16 protein-coding genes are annotated in these 18,699 nt (G+C 41.8%); 9 read left to right on the top strand and 7 right to left on the bottom strand.

Annotation, left to right across the window (positions count from 1 at the left end; all coding sequences use genetic code 11):
* Window positions 1–76: 76 nt before the first annotated feature.
* Entirely contained in the window at window positions 77–1,066 is a 990-nt protein-coding gene (locus P162_RS08680) for an aspartate-semialdehyde dehydrogenase (protein ID WP_031426916.1), read from the bottom strand.
* Between the two features lie 310 nt (window positions 1,067–1,376).
* Between P162_RS08680 and P162_RS08685 the strand changes: the two genes are divergently transcribed.
* Both P162_RS08685 and P162_RS08690 read left to right on the top strand, forming a co-directional pair.
* Entirely contained in the window at window positions 1,377–1,604 is a 228-nt protein-coding gene (locus P162_RS08685) for a hypothetical protein (RefSeq protein WP_031426918.1), read from the top strand.
* Window positions 1,601–1,900 (top strand): type II toxin-antitoxin system RelE/ParE family toxin, encoded by a 300-nt coding sequence (locus tag P162_RS08690; protein ID WP_031426919.1) that lies wholly within the window; start codon window positions 1,601–1,603, stop codon window positions 1,898–1,900. The genes P162_RS08685 and P162_RS08690 overlap by 4 nt, the downstream gene beginning before the upstream one ends.
* Before the next feature lie 132 nt (window positions 1,901–2,032).
* On the opposite strand, the gene mscL is transcribed toward P162_RS08690, so the two are convergent.
* The 3 genes from mscL to P162_RS08705 all read right to left on the bottom strand — a co-directional run bounded on the left by mscL (window position 2,033) and on the right by P162_RS08705 (window position 4,262).
* On the bottom strand, window positions 2,033–2,452 hold the full coding sequence (gene mscL / locus P162_RS08695) for a large conductance mechanosensitive channel protein MscL (protein ID WP_031426921.1): 420 nt from the start codon (window positions 2,450–2,452) through the stop codon (window positions 2,033–2,035).
* A gap of 71 nt (window positions 2,453–2,523) precedes the next feature.
* A complete protein-coding gene (gene alr / locus P162_RS08700) occupies window positions 2,524–3,621 on the bottom strand; it encodes an alanine racemase (protein WP_031426922.1) in 1,098 nt (365 codons plus the stop codon).
* A complete protein-coding gene (locus P162_RS08705; RefSeq protein ID WP_031426923.1) occupies window positions 3,621–4,262 on the bottom strand; it encodes a thymidine kinase in 642 nt (213 codons plus the stop codon). Before P162_RS08705 ends, alr begins: the two co-directional genes overlap by 1 nt.
* A gap of 175 nt (window positions 4,263–4,437) precedes the next feature.
* Here P162_RS08705 and P162_RS08710 point away from each other — a divergent pair, with 175 nt between their 5' ends.
* The 6 genes from P162_RS08710 to P162_RS08735 all read left to right on the top strand — a co-directional run bounded on the left by P162_RS08710 (window position 4,438) and on the right by P162_RS08735 (window position 12,569).
* A complete protein-coding gene (locus P162_RS08710; protein WP_035916962.1) occupies window positions 4,438–5,370 on the top strand; it encodes a hypothetical protein in 933 nt (310 codons plus the stop codon).
* An 86-nt stretch (window positions 5,371–5,456) separates the two neighbouring features.
* Entirely contained in the window at window positions 5,457–6,125 is a 669-nt protein-coding gene (gene rsmI, locus P162_RS08715; RefSeq protein ID WP_031426925.1) for a 16S rRNA (cytidine(1402)-2'-O)-methyltransferase, read from the top strand.
* 140 nt (window positions 6,126–6,265) lie between these two features.
* Window positions 6,266–8,020, top strand: a complete 1,755-nt coding sequence (locus tag P162_RS08720) for an FAD/NAD(P)-binding protein (protein ID WP_081868401.1) — start codon at window positions 6,266–6,268, stop codon at window positions 8,018–8,020.
* A 127-nt stretch (window positions 8,021–8,147) separates the two neighbouring features.
* Complete coding sequence (locus tag P162_RS08725) at window positions 8,148–10,625, top strand: TonB-dependent receptor (RefSeq protein WP_031426927.1); 2,478 nt, start codon at window positions 8,148–8,150, stop codon at window positions 10,623–10,625.
* A 93-nt stretch (window positions 10,626–10,718) separates the two neighbouring features.
* The gene (locus tag P162_RS08730) at window positions 10,719–11,846 is read left to right on the top strand and encodes a PepSY-associated TM helix domain-containing protein (RefSeq protein WP_051908040.1); all 1,128 of its coding nucleotides are present in this window, start codon (window positions 10,719–10,721) and stop codon (window positions 11,844–11,846) included.
* 219 nt (window positions 11,847–12,065) lie between these two features.
* Window positions 12,066–12,569, top strand: a complete 504-nt coding sequence (locus P162_RS08735; RefSeq protein WP_031426929.1) for an OmpH family outer membrane protein — start codon at window positions 12,066–12,068, stop codon at window positions 12,567–12,569.
* Window positions 12,570–12,706: 137 nt separating this feature from the next.
* On the opposite strand, the gene P162_RS08740 is transcribed toward P162_RS08735, so the two are convergent.
* The gene (locus P162_RS08740; RefSeq protein WP_031426930.1) at window positions 12,707–13,741 is read right to left on the bottom strand and encodes an aldo/keto reductase; all 1,035 of its coding nucleotides are present in this window, start codon (window positions 13,739–13,741) and stop codon (window positions 12,707–12,709) included.
* A gap of 46 nt (window positions 13,742–13,787) precedes the next feature.
* Window positions 13,788–14,546: an exodeoxyribonuclease III gene (locus P162_RS08745; protein WP_031426931.1), complete on the bottom strand. Its 759-nt coding sequence runs from the start codon at window positions 14,544–14,546 to the stop codon at window positions 13,788–13,790.
* A 388-nt stretch (window positions 14,547–14,934) separates the two neighbouring features.
* Here P162_RS08745 and P162_RS08750 point away from each other — a divergent pair, with 388 nt between their 5' ends.
* Window positions 14,935–18,351 carry a hypothetical protein gene (locus tag P162_RS08750; RefSeq protein WP_031426932.1) on the top strand — a complete coding sequence of 1,139 codons (3,417 nt, stop codon included), beginning with the start codon at window positions 14,935–14,937 and terminating at the stop codon, window positions 18,349–18,351.
* 156 nt (window positions 18,352–18,507) lie between these two features.
* Here the strand turns inward: P162_RS08750 and P162_RS17690 are convergent, their stop codons facing one another.
* Window positions 18,508–18,660: a hypothetical protein gene (locus P162_RS17690; RefSeq protein WP_164076239.1), complete on the bottom strand. Its 153-nt coding sequence runs from the start codon at window positions 18,658–18,660 to the stop codon at window positions 18,508–18,510.
* Between the last annotated feature and the right edge of the window lie 39 nt (window positions 18,661–18,699).

Genomic DNA, 18,699 nt, shown 5'->3' on the forward strand with positions numbered 1-18,699 from the left:
GTTTTCTCAAATATAACCCAAAAAAAACCTCCCGAACATGCCGTTCGGGAGGTTTTAACGTTTAACAAAGTGCCTGTTATACCAGTTCTTTTTCTACCAGATATTCAGAAATCTGTACGGCATTTGTGGCTGCGCCCTTGCGTAAATTATCTGCCACCACCCACATGTTCAGCGTGTTGGGCTGCGAGTAGTCGCGGCGTAAACGACCTACAAAAACGTCATTTTTACCTTCGGCATAAATGGGCATGGGATACGTATTGGTTTCTGGATTGTCCTGTAAGGTAATACCAGCACTTTCCTTCAATAAATTGCGAACATCCTGAAGGTCAAAATCCTGCTCAAATTCTACATTGATCGCTTCACTATGACCTCCTACCACGGGAATGCGTACAGCGGTTGCGGTGACTGCGATCGTATTGTCGTTGAGGATTTTCTGGGTTTCATTGACCAGTTTCATCTCTTCTTTAGTATAGCCATTGTCCTGAAACACATCGCATGCAGGGATCGCATTACGGTGAATGGGATAAGGATATGCCATAAGGCCTTTTTCGCCAGCGTATTCATTTTCTAACTGCTGTACCGCTTTTACACCGGTACCGGTTATGGACTGGTACGTAGATATTACCAGACGTTTGATCTTGTATTTTTTGTGCAATGGCGCCAGGGCAACCACCATTTGAATGGTAGAACAGTTAGGGTTTGCGATGATTTTGTCGTCTTTAGTAAGTTCTGCGGCATTGATTTCTGGCACGATCAATTTTTTTGTACCGTCCATTCTCCAGGCAGATGAATTGTCGACCACTGTTGTACCCACCTGGGCAAACTGTGGAGCAAACTCCAATGAAGTAGCGCCACCGGCAGAAAAAATAGCGATATCTGGACGGGCCTTAATGGCTTCGGCCATGGAGAAAATAGTATACTCCTGATCTTTAAAAACGATTTTCTTACCCACAGATCGTTCCGATGCTACTGGGATTAATTGAGTAATGGGAAAATTACGTTCCGCTAATACTTTCAACATGACTTGACCTACCATACCGGTGGCACCTACAACTGCTACTTTCATATATTGATCTTCTATTTTGAATCCTAAATGTGGACCTATTCTGCTTATTTACCTTGAGCGTTTTGAACAAGGTAGTTGATTTTTATATGTGTAAAAATAAGAAGTTGCTAAGGGATGACCTTATATCTTAATTAAAAAATACACATTTAAGGGAATTGTTATTTTAAAGAAGCGTTTTTAAAGAAATAGATCGAATTAAAGGTTGAATCAATTATTTCAATGTTATTTTCATTAAATTATATACGTTTTGAACGATTCAAAGCCACGATTTAGATCGTAATGATTTGCTATCTTTATAAAAAGAATCAAAATGAATATAGAAGCTGAAAAAATTTCACTGACAAAATTGTTGCTGGAAACGGAAGATATCAACGTGCTCAACCAAGTCAAGGAAATCTTAGAACAGGGCCATCAGAAAACCGATTTTTGGGACGAACTGACCGATGTGCAAAAAGAGGAGATCAATCTTGGGTCTGACCAACTAGAGAATGGTGAATACGTGCGTTATGAAGATTATATTGCTAAACATAGAAAATGATCAGGGATATAATTATTTCTAAAACAGCAGAAAAAAATTTAGACAAGATCTTTGAATATTTAGAAGGCAGATGGTCTTTGAATGTAAAACACAATTTTGTCGAAAAATTGGATACGGCTCTAGAATTATTGAAAAGGGATCCAAATATGTTTCCCGAATCACTTTCCAACCAAGGATTGCACAAATGTGTTATTACAAAGCACAATTTCATATTCTATAGATTCAATAGCAGATGGGTAAAAATTATCACCATTTTTGATACCCGTCAAAATCCCAAAAAAACTGAACAAATTTAAATAAAAAAGAACCCCGGCCAGTAGCCGGGGTTTAGTTAAAATAAAAATCTGCATGGTGCAGCGGTCCTCAGGGAAAACCTGAGTTTATGTTGGAAAATGGTGTTTTTTAGTCCGTTTTTAGACTAAAAAGACTTATTTTTTCCTCAATTCGTCCCTAATTTCAATAAGTAATTCTTCCTGCGTAGGTCCTTTAGGTGCTGCTGGTTTTGCTTCTTCTTTTTTCTTGGTTTTTTCATAACCGCGCAGCAACCAGAAAATTACGAAACCTATGATTATAAAATCGATTACAGCCTGTAAAAAATTTCCGTAGGTTAAGATGGCGCCGCCAGCTTCTGTAGCTGCTTCAACAGTCTCATAGTTGTTGCCATCAAGTGAAAAGAACAGGTTATTTACGTTTTGCCCATCAAGTAAAAGCCCTATTAGGGGCATAATCACATCTTTTACGAGTGATCCTACAATTTTATTGAAGGCCTGGCCTATAATTACGGCTGTGGCCAGTGCAACGATGTCTCCCTTAAGAAGGAATTTTTTGAAGTCCGCTAAAAATGCCATGTTTTGATATTTTGATGGTTAAGACGCGAAAATAGAAAAAAATTAATGGATTTCTTATAAATATCGGTTATTTAAGTATTTACGATTTTCCTTTTTACACGTTGGGAAATTGCGGTCAACAATTCATAGGAAATGGAACCTACTTTTTTGGCCAGTTCAGGAAGTGGTGCTCCTTTGCCAAAAATGATTACCTCGTCACCTTCCTCGCACGCAATCTGGGTTACATCCACCATAACCATATCCATACAGACATTGCCCAGAATAGGCGCTTTTTTACCTTTTATGGTAACATAGCCTTTTCCATTACCGTATTCGCGCGAGATACCATCGGCGTGGCCCAGTGGGATCGTGGCGCTGCGTTCTGGTTTTTCTGCAAAATGCGCGCGATTGTAGCCCACGCTTTCTCCTGGTTCAATCTCATGGATCTGTGAAATTAAACTTTTTAAGGTAGCCACCGGTTTAAGATGGGCGTCTTCCCCGGGATCATTGCCATAACCATACAAACCTATGCCGGTGCGCACCATATCAAACTGTGCTTCTTCAAAATTGATAATACCAGAGGTATTGCTTTGATGTAAAATAGGCGCGTAGCCCAGACCAGTAATCATTTTGCTGGCGCAGCTTTTAAATTTGGAAATCTGGTTGCGCGTAAATTCTTGTTCGTTGAGATCTTCGCTCGCTACAAGGTGGGAAAAGAGCGATTTAACTCGAATAACCTCATTTTTTTTAAGGGTTTTAAGGAGCTGGTCTTCGTTTCCTGGCTTAAAGCCCAGCCGGTTGAGGCCGGTGTTGAATTTGATATGAACGGGATAATCCTGTAATTTTTTTTCTTCCGCGATAGCGATAAACGCTTCCAGCACCCGGTAGCTATAGATATTGGGCTCCAGGCAATGGGTAATGATTTCCTCAAAGGTTTCCAACTGGGGATGCAGTACGAGAATGGGAGTAGTTATACCGCCTTTGCGCAGGGCGACTCCTTCTGCGGCGTAGGCCACGGCAAAGTAATCCACATGGAGGCTTTCCAGTTTTTGCGCTACCGCTACCGCATCTGTACCGTAACCAAAGGCTTTTGTGACCGCGAGCATTTTAACGCCCGGTTTTACCTTTGATTTCAAATAATTGAAATTATGGGCGAGCGCTGCCAAATCTATTTCCAGAACCGTCGCCATTATTTGGAATTTGTAGAAGGTTTTTTGTCGCTGGGCTGCGGCACATCCACTTTTTTTGAACGTTCGCGCGCCATTGCTTTATAAAATGCACCACGGCTCAAGGGTTCATATTCTTCGGTTTCACCTAATAGAACCAAATCTTCGCTCGCCGCCTTTCTGTAACTGAACTGCGCAAGATTCCCCGTACGTGTACATACGGCGTGTACTTTTGTGACATATTCTGCCGTGGCCATCAAAGCGGGCATGGGACCAAAGGGATTTCCCTTAAAATCCATATCCAGACCGGCCACGATCACGCGCACACCGCGGTTTGCAAGATCATTGCAAACCTTCACGATTTCATTGTCAAAAAACTGTGCTTCGTCTATACCCACCACATCGCAATCATCTGCCAGGATGGGGATATTTGCCGCTGCGGGAACGGGGGTGGAACGAATTTCATTGGCATCATGGGAGATTACCAGATCTTCGTCATAGCGCACATCTATGGCCGGTTTAAAAATTTCAACCTTCTGTTTTGCAAACTTGGCGCGTTTGAGTCGGCGTATCAATTCTTCGGTTTTGCCCGAAAACATGGAGCCGCAAATGACTTCTATCCAACCAAATTGCTCTTTGTGATTAACGGTATTTTCGAGAAACATTTTGTACTTTTCAATTCCCAAACGGCAGGTTTACCGTCTGAAGGTGCAAGGCAGGACAAATTTAGTAAATAGTATGAACCTTCCGCACACGGCCATCCTCATTTTTATAAAGGCCTTTAGGATCCTTAATTTTACCGTTTATATTAATTATAAGTAGCGAATTAATAAAAAAGTTATGAAGAAGCAGTTAAAGTCTGAACTGGTGAGCCTTGCCCACCGCATCCTTCAGATGAACTCAGAGGTTAATTATACCGGCATGCAGCAGGAAGCTAAAAAGCTGTATGATACGCTTACCGTTTTGGCTTTCGCCGAAAAACACTTTGACGGGGTAAACCCTACCATAGGCAAAGCCGAAATCATCGAGGCGCTACAGGATAAAAATGAAGCCGAACTACAGGAAATCATTGAAGTGGCCGAAGAAAAGCAGGAAAAAGTTGGGCTAGAGGATGAGAACACCCGCCGTATGGATGAGATCGCAAAGGCTAATGAAATACTATTTGAACAAGCGCGGAATAGAAGGCAAAATCCGCCAATACGTACCGAAAATCGACCTGATAACACAGAAAACAAACCACCAAGTCAGGCTTCTTTATACGAACCGGTAATAGAGAAGATCAAGGATATGGTGGCCATGATGCCTCCAGAAGCAGACGAAATTGACGATATGTTCAAAAAAATCACCGGTCAGGATTATATCAAGAATGACCGTGATGAAATAGGTGAATACGGTCGCATGCCTGAATTTGAAGAGAAAAAAGAAGATCAGGAAAAGCGTCAGGACAAAGAAGACCGAACGCTAAAACAGGAGGATTCCTACGAGGAAAAGCAGCAGGAAGAGATAGAGGGAACGCGCAAATCCCTGAACGACCGCTTGACCAAAGGTTTAAAAATAGGCCTCAATGATCGTCTCGTTTTTATAAAGCATTTGTTTAATGGAAGTGCAGCCGACTATAACCGGGTGCTTTCCCAACTCAATACGCAGCGAAGTGCACCAGAAGCGCTCAATTTTATAGACCAGATGATCAAACCTGATTATAACAACTGGGATGGAAAAGAGGTTTATGAAATGCGTTTTAAAGAAATGGTCGAGAAAAAATTTAATGCCTAAACTTCATTTTATATGCTTAAAATGACCGTTTTTACGGTGTTTTGGGTAGTTTTTCTTCAATTATAGCTATTTATTAAAATATAGAAATGGGTAAATTATACCTCGTTCCCACGCCCATCGGTAATCTGGACGATATGACTTTTAGAGCAGTAAAAGTGCTTGAAGAAGCAGATCTTATCCTTGCCGAAGACACCCGTACCAGCGGTAAATTACTTAAACATTTTGAAATTACCACTCAGATGCATTCGCACCACATGCACAATGAGCACAAGACGGTAGATACTATTGTAGAACGTATAAAAGGTGGCGATACTATCGCTTTGATAAGTGATGCGGGTACGCCGGCGATTTCAGACCCTGGTTTTTTATTGACACGTGCTTGCGTAGAGGCCGGTCTTGAGGTGGATTGCCTGCCCGGTGCGACCGCTTTTGTGCCTGCGCTCGTAAATAGTGGCCTGCCCAACGATAAGTTCGTTTTTGAGGGGTTTTTACCCGTAAAAAAAGGAAGACAAACCCGCTTTCTGATCCTTGCGGAAGAAGAGCGCACCATGATTTTTTATGAAAGTCCGCACAAATTGATAAAAACGCTGGGGCATATGGTGGAGTATTTTGGCGCAGCCCGAAGAATTTCCGTATCCAGGGAAATCTCCAAATTGCACGAGGAAACCGTACGTGGCTCCATAGAAGAAGTTTTAGCCCACTTTACAGCTAAACCACCTAAAGGGGAACTGGTTATCGTTGTTGCAGGCAAATAAGGAACAAGTTATCTGCGCTGAATTCGCACTGTTCATAATTCTTTCATTGTAAAGCTTCTGGATATATTAAAGTATAGCTAAGAGTAGGTATGGGCTACGCATGTAGTTGTAATTTTGTGGCTTACACTCTTTAAAGCCACTTGAAAACTTTGACTCCACAAACCTTACAAAAACGTACCGTAGCAATAATAGGCGTGGGTCCCCGCGGACTCGCAGCTCTTGAACAGCTCTATAGTTCCCAGGAACAGGCAAGCACCACAACAAAAATTGTGGCAATTCTATTTGAAACCAGTAAGTACCCTGGGGCAGGCGAAATTTGGTCGCCAGATCAGGTAAACACGAACTTAACTAACGTGCACGAGCGATTGTTGTGCGAGTATTTAAAAGGAAGGCCTGAAGTAAACCTGGGATACTTACAAATACCGTCGTTTCCCGAGTATTCCAAATGGTTGGAAAATAACAAATCAAAAGAAGCAGATATAGACGCCGACTATTTTCCGCCAAGGGCAAAACTGGGACGTTATCTTCGGGAGCGTTTTCTTAGTATTCAAAAGGCACTTGAAGCCCAGGATCTTCTGAATATTTATCAGGAAACGGCCGTTAAAATAGAAACTACTTCTGCAACTATTTTTATTGAAACCAAAGACAACCGCTACACGGCAGACGAGGTATTGTTAACCATAGGGCATCAACCCACGCAAAGCTCGAAGCAATTAGATAAATGGGAAGAGCATGCTGAAAAGCATGAGGGATTAATGTTATATAAAAATCCATATCCTGTAGATGCTTTGAAAACGGATCTGATCACGTCAAAAACGACCATTGGCATTCGCGGTTTTGGATTGTCTATGGTTGATCAGGTAAGGGCTTTGACCCTGGGATATGACGGAAAATTTGCTGATAAAACGGATCTGGAATTTAACTATATACCTTCGGGAAAAGAGCCAGCAAAAATTGTTGTTTTTTCATTAGATGGTCTCCCGCCCGCACCTAAACCCCTGAATGCTGAGGTTGACGGCTGGTTTGAACTTTCCTCAGAAGACTATGAGGAATTTAGTAAGGTCCTGGAAAAGGCCAGAGATAATCCTGAAGATATTCAGGATGCTTCTTTTTTGATCAAAGGTATTGCATCTGCGACTGTCTCTATTTTTTTACGTCTGGGCAGAAGAGCCTATACGCATGAGCTGAACCGGAGTGAATTGTACGATATTATTGAAAAATTGATCAAAAACCCAGATTTTAAACATGAGTTGATTTTATCTCAAGAGTTAAGTCCCGTAGATATGATGAGCGCGTTCTTAAAAATGGCCGTAGGCAAGCAAAAAATCAGTCTTGACTATTGTCTGGGTCAGGTGTGGCGCTTTGCCCTTGACGTGCTTTATAAAGAATATTATGATCTGGGCCTCAATGATAAAGCAATGACTGATGTGGTGAAGTATATCGAGGCGAGCAAACGCTATTCTTATGGGCCGCCCGTAGAAAGTTTAAAACAACTTCTTGCATTGGTCGCTGCTGAAAAACTCACTTTTGACTTTGCTAATGATCCTGATATAACCTTATGTGCAGAGGGTTGGAAGCTTCAGCAAAACGGTGAGGAGCGCGTAGCACAGGTGATGGTAAATGCGGTAATAGATGCCCCTCAACTGGTTAAGGTAAAAAGCGATCTTATCAAGAATCTTCTGCTTGATACTAAAATTGACCCCGTTGACTACTCCCTGGGGCTGCACACAAAACAAGATGGGAAAATCCTAAAAGATACAAAAGTAGTTGACGAGCGTATTTGCTTTATGGGCAGGCTTACCAAGGGAAGCATCTTTGGCGTTGACAATCTGGTAGAATGTTTTGGTGATCCTGCCACTAAGTGGGCGAACGGTGCTACAAAACGACTACACTAAAATCCTAGAATCAGTATCAGAAAAACTTTAAGACTTATTTAAATTAAATATAAATAAGTTTTAAAGTTTAAGTACTGAACATTACATTTGCGCTCTATTTAAATTAAGTCTAAATAAAGTATTTGTAATGAATAAGAAGAATATCCTGATCGTTTTATTAAGTATAATAACGCAACTTGGCTTTGCCCAGACAAAGGGAAGCCTTGAAGGGAAAATAATAAACAGCGCTGGTGTCGCTGTTTCTGATGCTAACGTAAAAGTAGTAGGTACAGATTTTGGTAGCCAGTCTGATAAAAATGGAGATTTTCGATTTGATGCTATTTCTTTCGGAAATTATATCCTGCGCGTATCGTATGTAGGTTATCAAACACAGGAAATTGCCGTTAGTGTTGACAATGTGCAGGGCAATAGCATTAGTGATATTGTTCTTTCAAGTAGCGAAGAGCAGTTGGGCGAAGTGGTATTACAGGGAAGTGGCAACATCAATGACTTTACCCGCGCAAAGAGTGATTTTGTTGCTAAAATGCCATTAAAAGAGATCGAAAATCCACAGGTTTACAATACAATTACTTCAGAATTACTACAGGAACAGGTTATCACTACTTTTGATGACGCATTAAAAAATGCTCCGGGAATCACAAAATTATGGGAAGCTACCGGTAGGGGAAGTGATGGCGCAGGTTATTATTCCTTACGTGGTTTTGCAGTACAACCCACAATGATAAACGGTCTTCCCGGTGTAACCAATGGCAGTCCTGACCCAGCGAATATAGAAAGTATTGAGGTGCTTAAAGGACCATCTGGCACATTGTACGGCAGTAGTTTGATCTCGTATGGCGGTCTTATTAATATCGTAACAAAAAAGCCTTATTCATACTTTGGCGGCAATGTCTCTTATGTAATGGGCAGCAATGGCCTTAATCGCGTAACCGCAGACATCAACACGCCGCTTGATGAAGAAGGTGATGTTGCACTCCGAGTAAATACCGCTTATGACACCAGAAACAGTTTTCAGGATGCCGGTTATAGTAAGTCGTTTTTTGTAGCTCCTTCCTTAAGCTATAAAGTAAACGACCGACTATCTTTTCTCATCAATACCGAATTTTATCATGGGGAAAGTACAAATACCACCATGCTATTTTTGGATCGCGGAGCACCATTACAGGTCAATACCATAGACCAATTAGGTTACGACCCAGAACGTTCTTTTACAAGTAATGATCTGGTTCTGGAAAATCCAAATTTCAGCCTGCAGGGTCAGATGAATTACAAAATTTCAGACGAATGGACCTCGCAAACCGTTGTTTCCCGCGGTTCAACCAAATCTAAGGGTATCTATTCTTACCTTTATGAGGGTACCCAGTTTTTTCAAGGGAGGGATGAGGTTCCCGGTGAAGTAACAAATCTTGACGAGGGCATTGCACTTAACCGTTATATCAGCGATCAGAATTCTACTACCTTGACCACAGATATTCAGCAGAATTTTATTGGTGATTTTGAAATTGATGGTCTGCGTAACCGCGTGGTTGCCGGTCTAGATTATTATAGTAGGGAAGTGATAGACAATAGTTCGGGATATTTTGGGAACGGCATTATTTACATAGGGAATGCGAGCTTGCAAAATGTTAATGAGAGTGTTTATGGTATTTATAATGCAGACAATTACATAACAACTAACGACAGCGGCGTACTTTCAAAGGCCGGAAGCTTCGATATACTAGCCAATGCGCAGCGAAATAATAATAAAGTAAAACAAGAAGTGTACAGCGCCTATGTTTCGGATGTGTTGAATATTCTACCTAACCTTTCGGCAATGACCAGTTTGCGCATAGATCAGTTTGAAAGCGACAGCAATAGCCAGACTGCATTTTCACCAAAGTTTGGCTTGGTTTATCAGCCTATTTTGGATCGCGTAGCGCTTTTTGCCAATTATATGGATGGTTTTAGCAATTTGGCACCACAAAATATAGGTGACCTTGAAAGTGGAGTGCCGCTACAAACAGTAACTTTTGATCCTGAGCATGCGAAACAATTTGAAGTGGGTACAAAATTGAATATTGTTCAGAATAAACTGGCCGCAACGTTTAGTTACTATGATATTCAGGTTTCTAATACAGTCGTACAAATTGATCCATTTACGTATTCTCAAAGTGGAGAGCGCTATAGTAGAGGTTTTGAAGCCAGCCTTACGGCAAGCCCTGTGGAGGGCCTGAATGTAATAGCAGGTTACAGCTACAACAGCAGTGAACTGACCGAATCTGACGACATCGACTTTTTAAACCGCAGGCCAGAATCTGCCGGCCCGGAAAGCCTGGCCAATTTATGGATAAGCTACCGCCTACCAGAAACTGTTCTTGAAGGAGTTGGTATAGGATTTGGCGGAAATTATGCCAGTGAAAACATGATTTTCAACCGACAACTGGCCGGAGTGTTTACCCTTCCAGAATATACGGTGCTCAACGCATCTGTTTTTTACGACGTTGATAAATTTTCAATCAATTTGAAATTAAACAATCTGGCCGATAAGCAATATTATACGGGCTGGTCAACAATTACCCCACAGATACGCAGAAATTTTGCGGCAGCAGTAACCTATAAATTCTAAATTATTTAGGATCAGAAGGGCGGAAATGTCTAAATTCTATTAGTTTTAGCCGTCAAAAAGGGTGTTTTTGAGTTCTTTTTGACGGTTTTTTATATGAAGGAAAAGAAAAAAAAGAAAAGAGTAAAAAAATGGATTGGCAGGCTGCATTTATGGCTGGGCCTTAGCTCCGGTATTGTGGTATTTATCGTTGCCATTACCGGATGCATTTTTGCTTTTCAGGATGAAATCCAGGATTTAATTTATGACTGGAGAATGGTGCCTGTTGAAGAACGGCAGTTTGTTGCACCAGCGCAACTTTTTGAAAAAACAGAGGCTCTTATCCCGGGATCTTCCGCAGATTATGTGATGTATTACGGGAAAGATAGGCCTGCCTATGTCTACGTTGCGGTAGATGAAACCCCATATTTTGCCAACTTCAATCCTTATTCTGGCGAAGTGCTGCATGTTCAGAACCTCAATGAGGATTTTTTTAAGATCATAGAAAACCTGCACATGTACCTGCTTCTTCCGCAGAGTATTGGCAAACAGATCGTAGGTATCTCAACACTCGTTTTTATAGTCATGCTCCTTACCGGAATCATCCTGTGGTGGCCCAAAAAGAAAAAACAACTGGGAAGTCATCTCAAAGTCAAATGGAGTGCGCGCTGGCGACGTGTCAATTATGATCTTCATCGCACTGCTGGGATATATGCTGCCATCATTGCCTTGATCCTCGCCATTACCGGTCTGGGCATTGCTTATGAATGGATGCATGAATCTTTTTATAGCGTAGCTAATTTAGGCCAGGAGTATCCTGATGATCATAAAGATGAGATTATATCCGAAATACCAGATGTTGTTGTTCCTGAGGCCTTAAATAAAGCGCTTTACGCTACGATGGAAAAATTTAAAGAAGATCAGATGTTTTTTGTATGGAACCTTGGAGTAAAAAAAGCGATACTTACGGGTGCTTATCCTACATCTTTGATTTATGACCATCAATCCAATATGTCTTTTCATCCCAAAACAGGCGAAGTGCTATCCTCTTATCTTTATAGAAACAAAAGCCCCGGACTCAAATTGCAGGAAATGACTTACAGCCTTCATACCGGTCAATATTTGGGTCTTTTCGGTAAATTTTTGGCCTTTTTAACCAGTTTATTTGTTGCGGGACTTCCCGTGAGCGGTTTGATGATCTGGTGGGGAAGACGCACTAAAAAAAAGAGATTCGGGCGTAACTAAGTAAAGGAATAAGAAATCTTAAGTTTTCACTTTCTGCAGTAAATTTTCAAAATTTAGAAGAACAAGCAACATCTTAAAATGAATGTAGTCTTTCATATAAAGTCTTCTTTCATTTTAAACCCTGTTAATCAAATATGGTCTAAAATTTGCCTTACAGATACTAAAACCTTGTATTATGCGCTAAATGCATATATTGGCCCAACTTTTAAAAGTGATTCAATGATAAAATATATTTCTTTATTCTTAATCGCCTTTGCGCTGTCTTTCCAGGCCAAGGCACAAAGCAAAGAAGTCGCGCACATAAACATGAACAAATTGCTTGATCTTATGCCTGAAATGCAGCAGGCAAAAGCCGAAATTGATCGTACAGAACGCGCGTATCGCGAGGATTTTCAAATGTCGTACAGGGAATATCAAGCCAAGTTTCAAAAGCTGGAAGAAGAAAAAGCCTCGCTAACACCAGAGCAAACGGCAAAAAGACAAAGTGATTTGCAACTAATAGAGCGCAACCTGGCGCAAACACAACAAAATATAGATTTACAGATCAAAGAAAAGCAGGACATGCTTTATAAGCCCATAAGGGAAAAAGCCATTAAAATAGTTGATCAGGTGGCTGATGCTCAGGGATTTTTCTACGTATTGGATTCATCTGCAGATGCTGGGATAATCATGGCAAAAGGCAAAGACCTGCTGGCCGATGTAAAAAAAATGATAGGTTTATAATTTCATATAAACAGCAAGAAAACATATAAAAACGACCGATTTTCCATTGAAATCGGTCGTTTTTATTGATATTCACCTCGATTTTCAGCTTAGCTAAACTATATAAAAAAATCTAAAAGGATTTTAAACGCAAACCATTAAGGAGCTGGATTGGGCGTTGCGGTATGTACGGCCTCTATTTCTTCCATCACTTCCTGAGAAAGATCAACGTCTATACTTGCGATGTTTTCTTTGAGCTGTTCCATTTTTGTAGCACCAATGATGTTAGCGGTCATAAACGGTCTGGTGTTCACAAAAGCGAGTGCCATTTGAGCCAGTGATAGTCCGTGGGATTCTGCTATTTCTTTATATTTTCTTGTGGCCGCGATACTGTTTTCATTGCTGTACCGGTCATACTGCGGAAAAAGGGAAAGGCGTGTGTTTTTTTGGATGCCATCCAGATGCTTTCCGCTCAGGGTTCCAAAACCCAAAGGGGAATAGGCAAGCATGCCCACTTCTTCACGCATCATGATTTCGGTCAAGCCAATTTCATCCTTGCGGTTGAGCAGATTATACGGGTTTTGTACGGTAATCATTTTTGGCAACTCCGCATGTCTGGATTCCTCTAAAAAGCGTGAAAGTCCATATGCGGTCTCGTTGCTCAGGCCTATGTGGCGAATCAAACCTTCTTTTACAAATTCATTAAGGCTTTCCAGAACTTCCTTAAAGTTGTCGTTCCAGGCTTCATCAGGATCATGGCTGTAGTTTAGTTTGCCAAAATAATTGGTATTGCGTTCCGGCCAGTGCAATTGGTACAGGTCAATGTAATCGGTTTGCAGGCGTTTAAGGCTTTTGTGGATCGCATCCTTGATTTCCGCTTTAGCGTAACCGCCCGTACGAATGTGCCTGGTCATTTCGGCGGGACCGGCAATCTTAGAATTAATGATCAGGTCATCACGTTTGCCACTTTTGTTGAGCCAGGTACCTATTATTTTTTCTGTACTGCCATAGGTTTCGGCCCTTGCGGGCACGCTGTAAAGTTCTGCCGTGTCAATAAAATTGACTCCTTGCTCCAGGGCATAATCCAGCTGGGCGTGTCCTTCGGCTTCGGTATTCTGCTCGCCCCAGGTCATGGTGCCCAGGCAGATTTTACTTACTTTAATATCTGTATTGGGAAGTGTGGTAAATTTCATAGTTTGGTTTTTGGGTTAAAAGTTGCAAGTTTGAGGTTGAAAAAAATCAATCCAATTCCACTAAAATAGGGCAATGGTCGCTGTGTTTTGCTTCGCTTAAAATAACGGCGCGTTTGATTTTTTCCTGGAGTGGCGCGCTTACCATATTGTAATCTATTCTCCAGCCCTTGTTGTTCTGGCGTGCATTTGCACGATAGCTCCACCAGGAATACTGCTCTGAATCTTCGTTGAGGTGGCGGAAGGAATCTATAAAACCACTATTAATAAAATCACCTATCCAGGCGCGTTCTACCGGTAGGAATCCACTGGTGTTTTTGAGGCGTACGGGATCGTGAATGTCAATAGCTTCATGACAAATATTGTAGTCACCGGCAATGACCAGATTGGGACGATCTATTTTCAGGTTATTTATATAGTCCTGAAAAAGGGCCATATATTCCAGTTTATGGTCTAATCTGGCCGAATTTGTACCTGATGGTAAATACAGGCTCATTACTGATAAATCGCCAAAATCTGCCCTGATATTGCGGCCCTCAGCATCCATAGAAGGGATTCCCGTACCGTATTCAACATGGTCTGGTTGTTTTTTGCTCAAGATGGCCACGCCGCTATAGCCTTTTTTTTGCGCGCTGAACCAATAAGCGTGATAACCGGCTTCCTCAAAAATCCCGAGTTCCAGTTGTTCTTTATTGGCTTTGATTTCCTGAATGCAAACGACATCAGGATCAGCGCTTTTTAGCCAGCCCATAAAGTTTTTTCTCAGTGCGGCACGTATACCGTTAACGTTATAAGAGATGATTTTCATAGACGGCGAAGATACTGAATCCCGACTTAAATCCCCACCCGGCCTCAATCCCCTCCCGGCCTCCCCCAGGGGGAGGGGTTAAATTGCATACGGTTCCCCTCCTTTTTAAGGAGGGGTGGCAGCGCGAAGCGCTGAAGGGGTGGTTAAACACGGATTTTGAGGTTAATTTAAAATTCGTGTTCCCAACCTTCCGGCCGTAAAAGGCGGCCACCTTCCCTTGCTAAGGGAAGGAACTTTAAAAAATTCATTTTTTTGCTAAACAACTCAACAACTCAACAGTTCAACAAATAAACAAACAGCGATTCTTCCGAAAACTCAGATTTCCATGAGACATTGCTTATTTTTGGCCAGTTTATACTAACGGGGCTTTCTTCCAGTTAACTATTTGATGCGTCATATCTTACTGTTTTTGTTGGTTTCACTTCCTACGCTGCTCCTGGCGCAGGAGATCAGTGATCCCAATGCCCGCGAGAAACAGGTTATTGTTCAGGATTCGGTTGTATTGGACAGTGTAAGCCTCAATCCGGTTTTGTTTGAGGTACAGTTCAAGAATGGCAAAATGCTGGACAGTACGCTTTATGACATAGATTATGGCCGGGCTGTCTTCCGCTTCCGCGAAAAAAACAAAGGTTCGCTTGATACGTTGACATTTAAATACCGCGTATATCCTGAATTCCTTTCCAGAAAATACTTTTTATATGACCCAGAGCGGGTAGTGAGCAGTTCTGGCGCGCTTGATAAGGTACAGGCCCTTAGGGAGGAGCGTAATACGCCAGATTTTATGCCTTTTGACGGTCTCAATGTCTCTGGAAGTATCGTGCGTGGCGTGACCGTGGGCAATAACCAGAACAGCACGCTCAATTCTGAACTTGATCTGCAGATCAGTGGGCAGTTGAGCGAGAAAGTGGGTCTGCGGGCGTCTATACAAGATGCGAATATCCCGCAGCAAAACGGGGGTTACTCCCAGCGACTGGATGAATTTGACCAGATTTTTATTGAACTCTACAGCGATAATTGGAACATACGGGCGGGCGATATAAACCTGGAGGAAAATACATCCTATTTTGGCCGTTTCAATAAGAAAGTACAGGGGCTCTCCCTTGCCGGTACGCTGGATCATGAAGAAAGTAAAACGTCCCTTTTTGCCGCTGGTGCCCTGGTACGAGGAGTATTTACACAGAGCCGGTTTACCGGTCAGGAAGGGAATCAGGGCCCTTATAAACTGACTGGTCCCAATGGCGAGCTCTACGTTCTTATTGTGAGCGGCAGCGAGCGGGTTTATGTGAATGGCGTACTGTTGCAACGCGGCGAAACCGAGGATTATGTGATAGATTACAATGCCGGCGAACTGAGTTTTAACCCCACATTTCCCATTACCAGTGAGATGCGTATTTCGGTGGAGTATCAATACAGCGAACAGAATTTTACGCGGGTGATCGCTTACGGCGGAAGTGGCTTTCAAACGGATGATGAAAAATTTTCCCTGCGGGCACATGTTTATTCTGAAAGTGATGCAAAAAATCAGCCCCTTCTACAAAACCTCAACGAAGCGCAAGTGGATATCCTAAAGTCCGCTGGGGATGATCGCAGCCTCATGATCGCTCCCAGCGTTACGCCAGACAGTTATGACGAAAATAAAATCCTATATCGAACGGAAGTCCGTAATGGGCAGGATATCTATGTTTTTTCAACAGACCCAGAGGACCAACTTTTTAATGTTCGGTTTACGCAAGTTGGTGCCGGGCAGGGCGATTATATACTGGCTTACGGCAATGCGATCTCTAATATTTATGAATACAGCGCGCCCATAAATGGCATCTCTCAGGGTGATTATGCGCCAGTTGTACAACTTTTTGCCCCTACAAAATTACAAATGGCGGTCGTGCAGGGCCAGTATGCACCTTCTGAAAAAACTGAAATTACCTTTGAAGGCGCTGGGAGCAAAAATGATCTCAATCTTTTTTCTGACCTTGACAATACCAATAATGACGGTTTTGCCGGTAAAATTGCTATAAATCAGCAGCTTTTTGAAAGACCTGAAAAAGACCAGTTGGAAGCCTTTGCCAATGTGGATTACATCCAGAAGGACTTTCGCAATGTGGAACGGACCTATAACATTGAATTTTCGCGGGATTGGAACCTTCCGCTCCAGCCACAGGGGGACCAGACCTTTCTTACCACCGGCTTAAATTATGTGGAAAATGAACATTCCATGCTCAGTTACCGTTTTGAAAATCTTACCTATTCAAATACGTATTCCGGTAACAGGCACAGTGTTTTAGGGGCTTATACAGGTTCAAAATTCCGTGCCAATATAAATACCAGTTTTCTCAACACTAAAGCTGATACGGCAACCACACGCTTTTTTCGCTTACATTCCCGTGGAGTTTATGATCTGGGTAAATCCTGGGTGGGCGCGCGGGTCAACGCAGAGGATAACGTTCAGGAAGACAATGCAGGGATAAATCCATTGAGCCAGCGTTTTCAGGCTTATGATGTGTTTGCCGGTTTAGGCGACAGTACCCGTGTTTTTGCGGAAATTGGTTACCGGTATCGTCTAAATGACAGTGTGCGCGATACAAACTTACAACGGGTAAATACCAGTAATACCTACTATTTGAAATCGCAATTTGTACAAAATGAAAATACGCGCCTCGGAATTTTTGTAAATTTCCGAAATCTAAACTACACCGAAGCCGAACGCGAAAACGAACAATCCATCAATAGCAGGTTGATCTATGATCAGGGTTTTTTCAACCAAATGCTTCGCTGGAATACCGTTTTTGAAACAAGTAGCGGCACCTTGCCCAGGCAGGAATTCACCTATGTAAATGTGGATGAAGGCCGCGGGACGCATACATGGAATGATTATAATAACGACGGAGTACAACAATTACAGGAATTTGAAATCGCCCAATTTCAGGATCAGGCGGATTATATTCGGGTTTTGTTGCCTAACCGCGTTTTTGTAAAAACGCATCAGAATAAATTGAGTCAGTTGCTTACCCTTAACCCACAACAATGGTCTGGTCAGCAGGGGTTTAAAAAAGTATTTTCCCATTTTTACAATCAGACCAGTTATCTTATAGATCGCAAAGTGCTTCGGGAAGGAAATGTATTCAATTTGAATCCTTTTGAAAGCAGTGATAATGAACTGAGCCTGAATTTGAGTTTGAGAAACACGCTTTTTTTTAACCGCGGTATTCAGAAATTTACGACGAGTTATACCTATTTAAGTACTAAAAGCACCAATTTACTGGCCATTGGCCTTCAGGAAAATGACCTGCACAGCCATCAATTCAATTTTCTGCATAAAGTGAAGGAAAGTTATCTGGTAAATTTCAAAACCGAACTGGGCACAAATAGCAGCGCGTCAGAGAATTTTGAACAGCGCAATTTCAAACTGGAAACGCTTGATCTACAACCCAGGCTCTCGTATTTGTTCAATGAACAATCGCGTATTGAAGCTTTTTATGGTTTTGGAAAGAAAGAAAACCAGTTGGGCGATAGGGAACAGCTTACGCAGCAGGATCTGGGCGTTGCCTTTAGCGTTGCGAATGCCGCAAAACTTTCATTGAACGGTGAACTCAAATACATTAACAATGATTTTAGCGGAAGCGCTTTTTCACCCGTATCCTATCAAATGCTGGAAGGTTTGCAACCGGGCACGAATTTCACCTGGAACCTTATCGCCCAGCGCCGTTTGACACAATTTCTGGACTTGAATATTTCCTATTTTGGCCGAAAAAGCGAAACTACCCGAACGATTCATACGGGAACGGTACAGTTGCGGGCGTTTTTTTAAAAGCAAGTTTATAATTACTTTTATTGAACATGGAATAAGTAATCCCTAGTTCTAATAATAAAAAATTTGAGATTTACTTCAAAATCCTTCTAATTGGATTCAAGTTACGGCAGGTTTATTAATACTGGCTATAAAAAGCGACACTTTGTATCTAATTCACTTTTTATCTGGTAATTTACCAGTTTCAAGCATTTTATTTGCCTTTTCTAACTTTTTGGGAAACCTTATTTTATCGCGCAATTTGTTTAGATTTTCATCTATGACTACAAGTGGACGATTTTTGTTTGCTATGTTATCTACAGTTTTCATTATTGCTTTTCAGCAAATAAGATATGAAATTTGGTTTTA

Origin of the sequence: Flavimarina sp. Hel_I_48 (assembly GCF_000733945.1) — a bacterium.
GTDB lineage: Bacteria > Bacteroidota > Bacteroidia > Flavobacteriales > Flavobacteriaceae > Leeuwenhoekiella.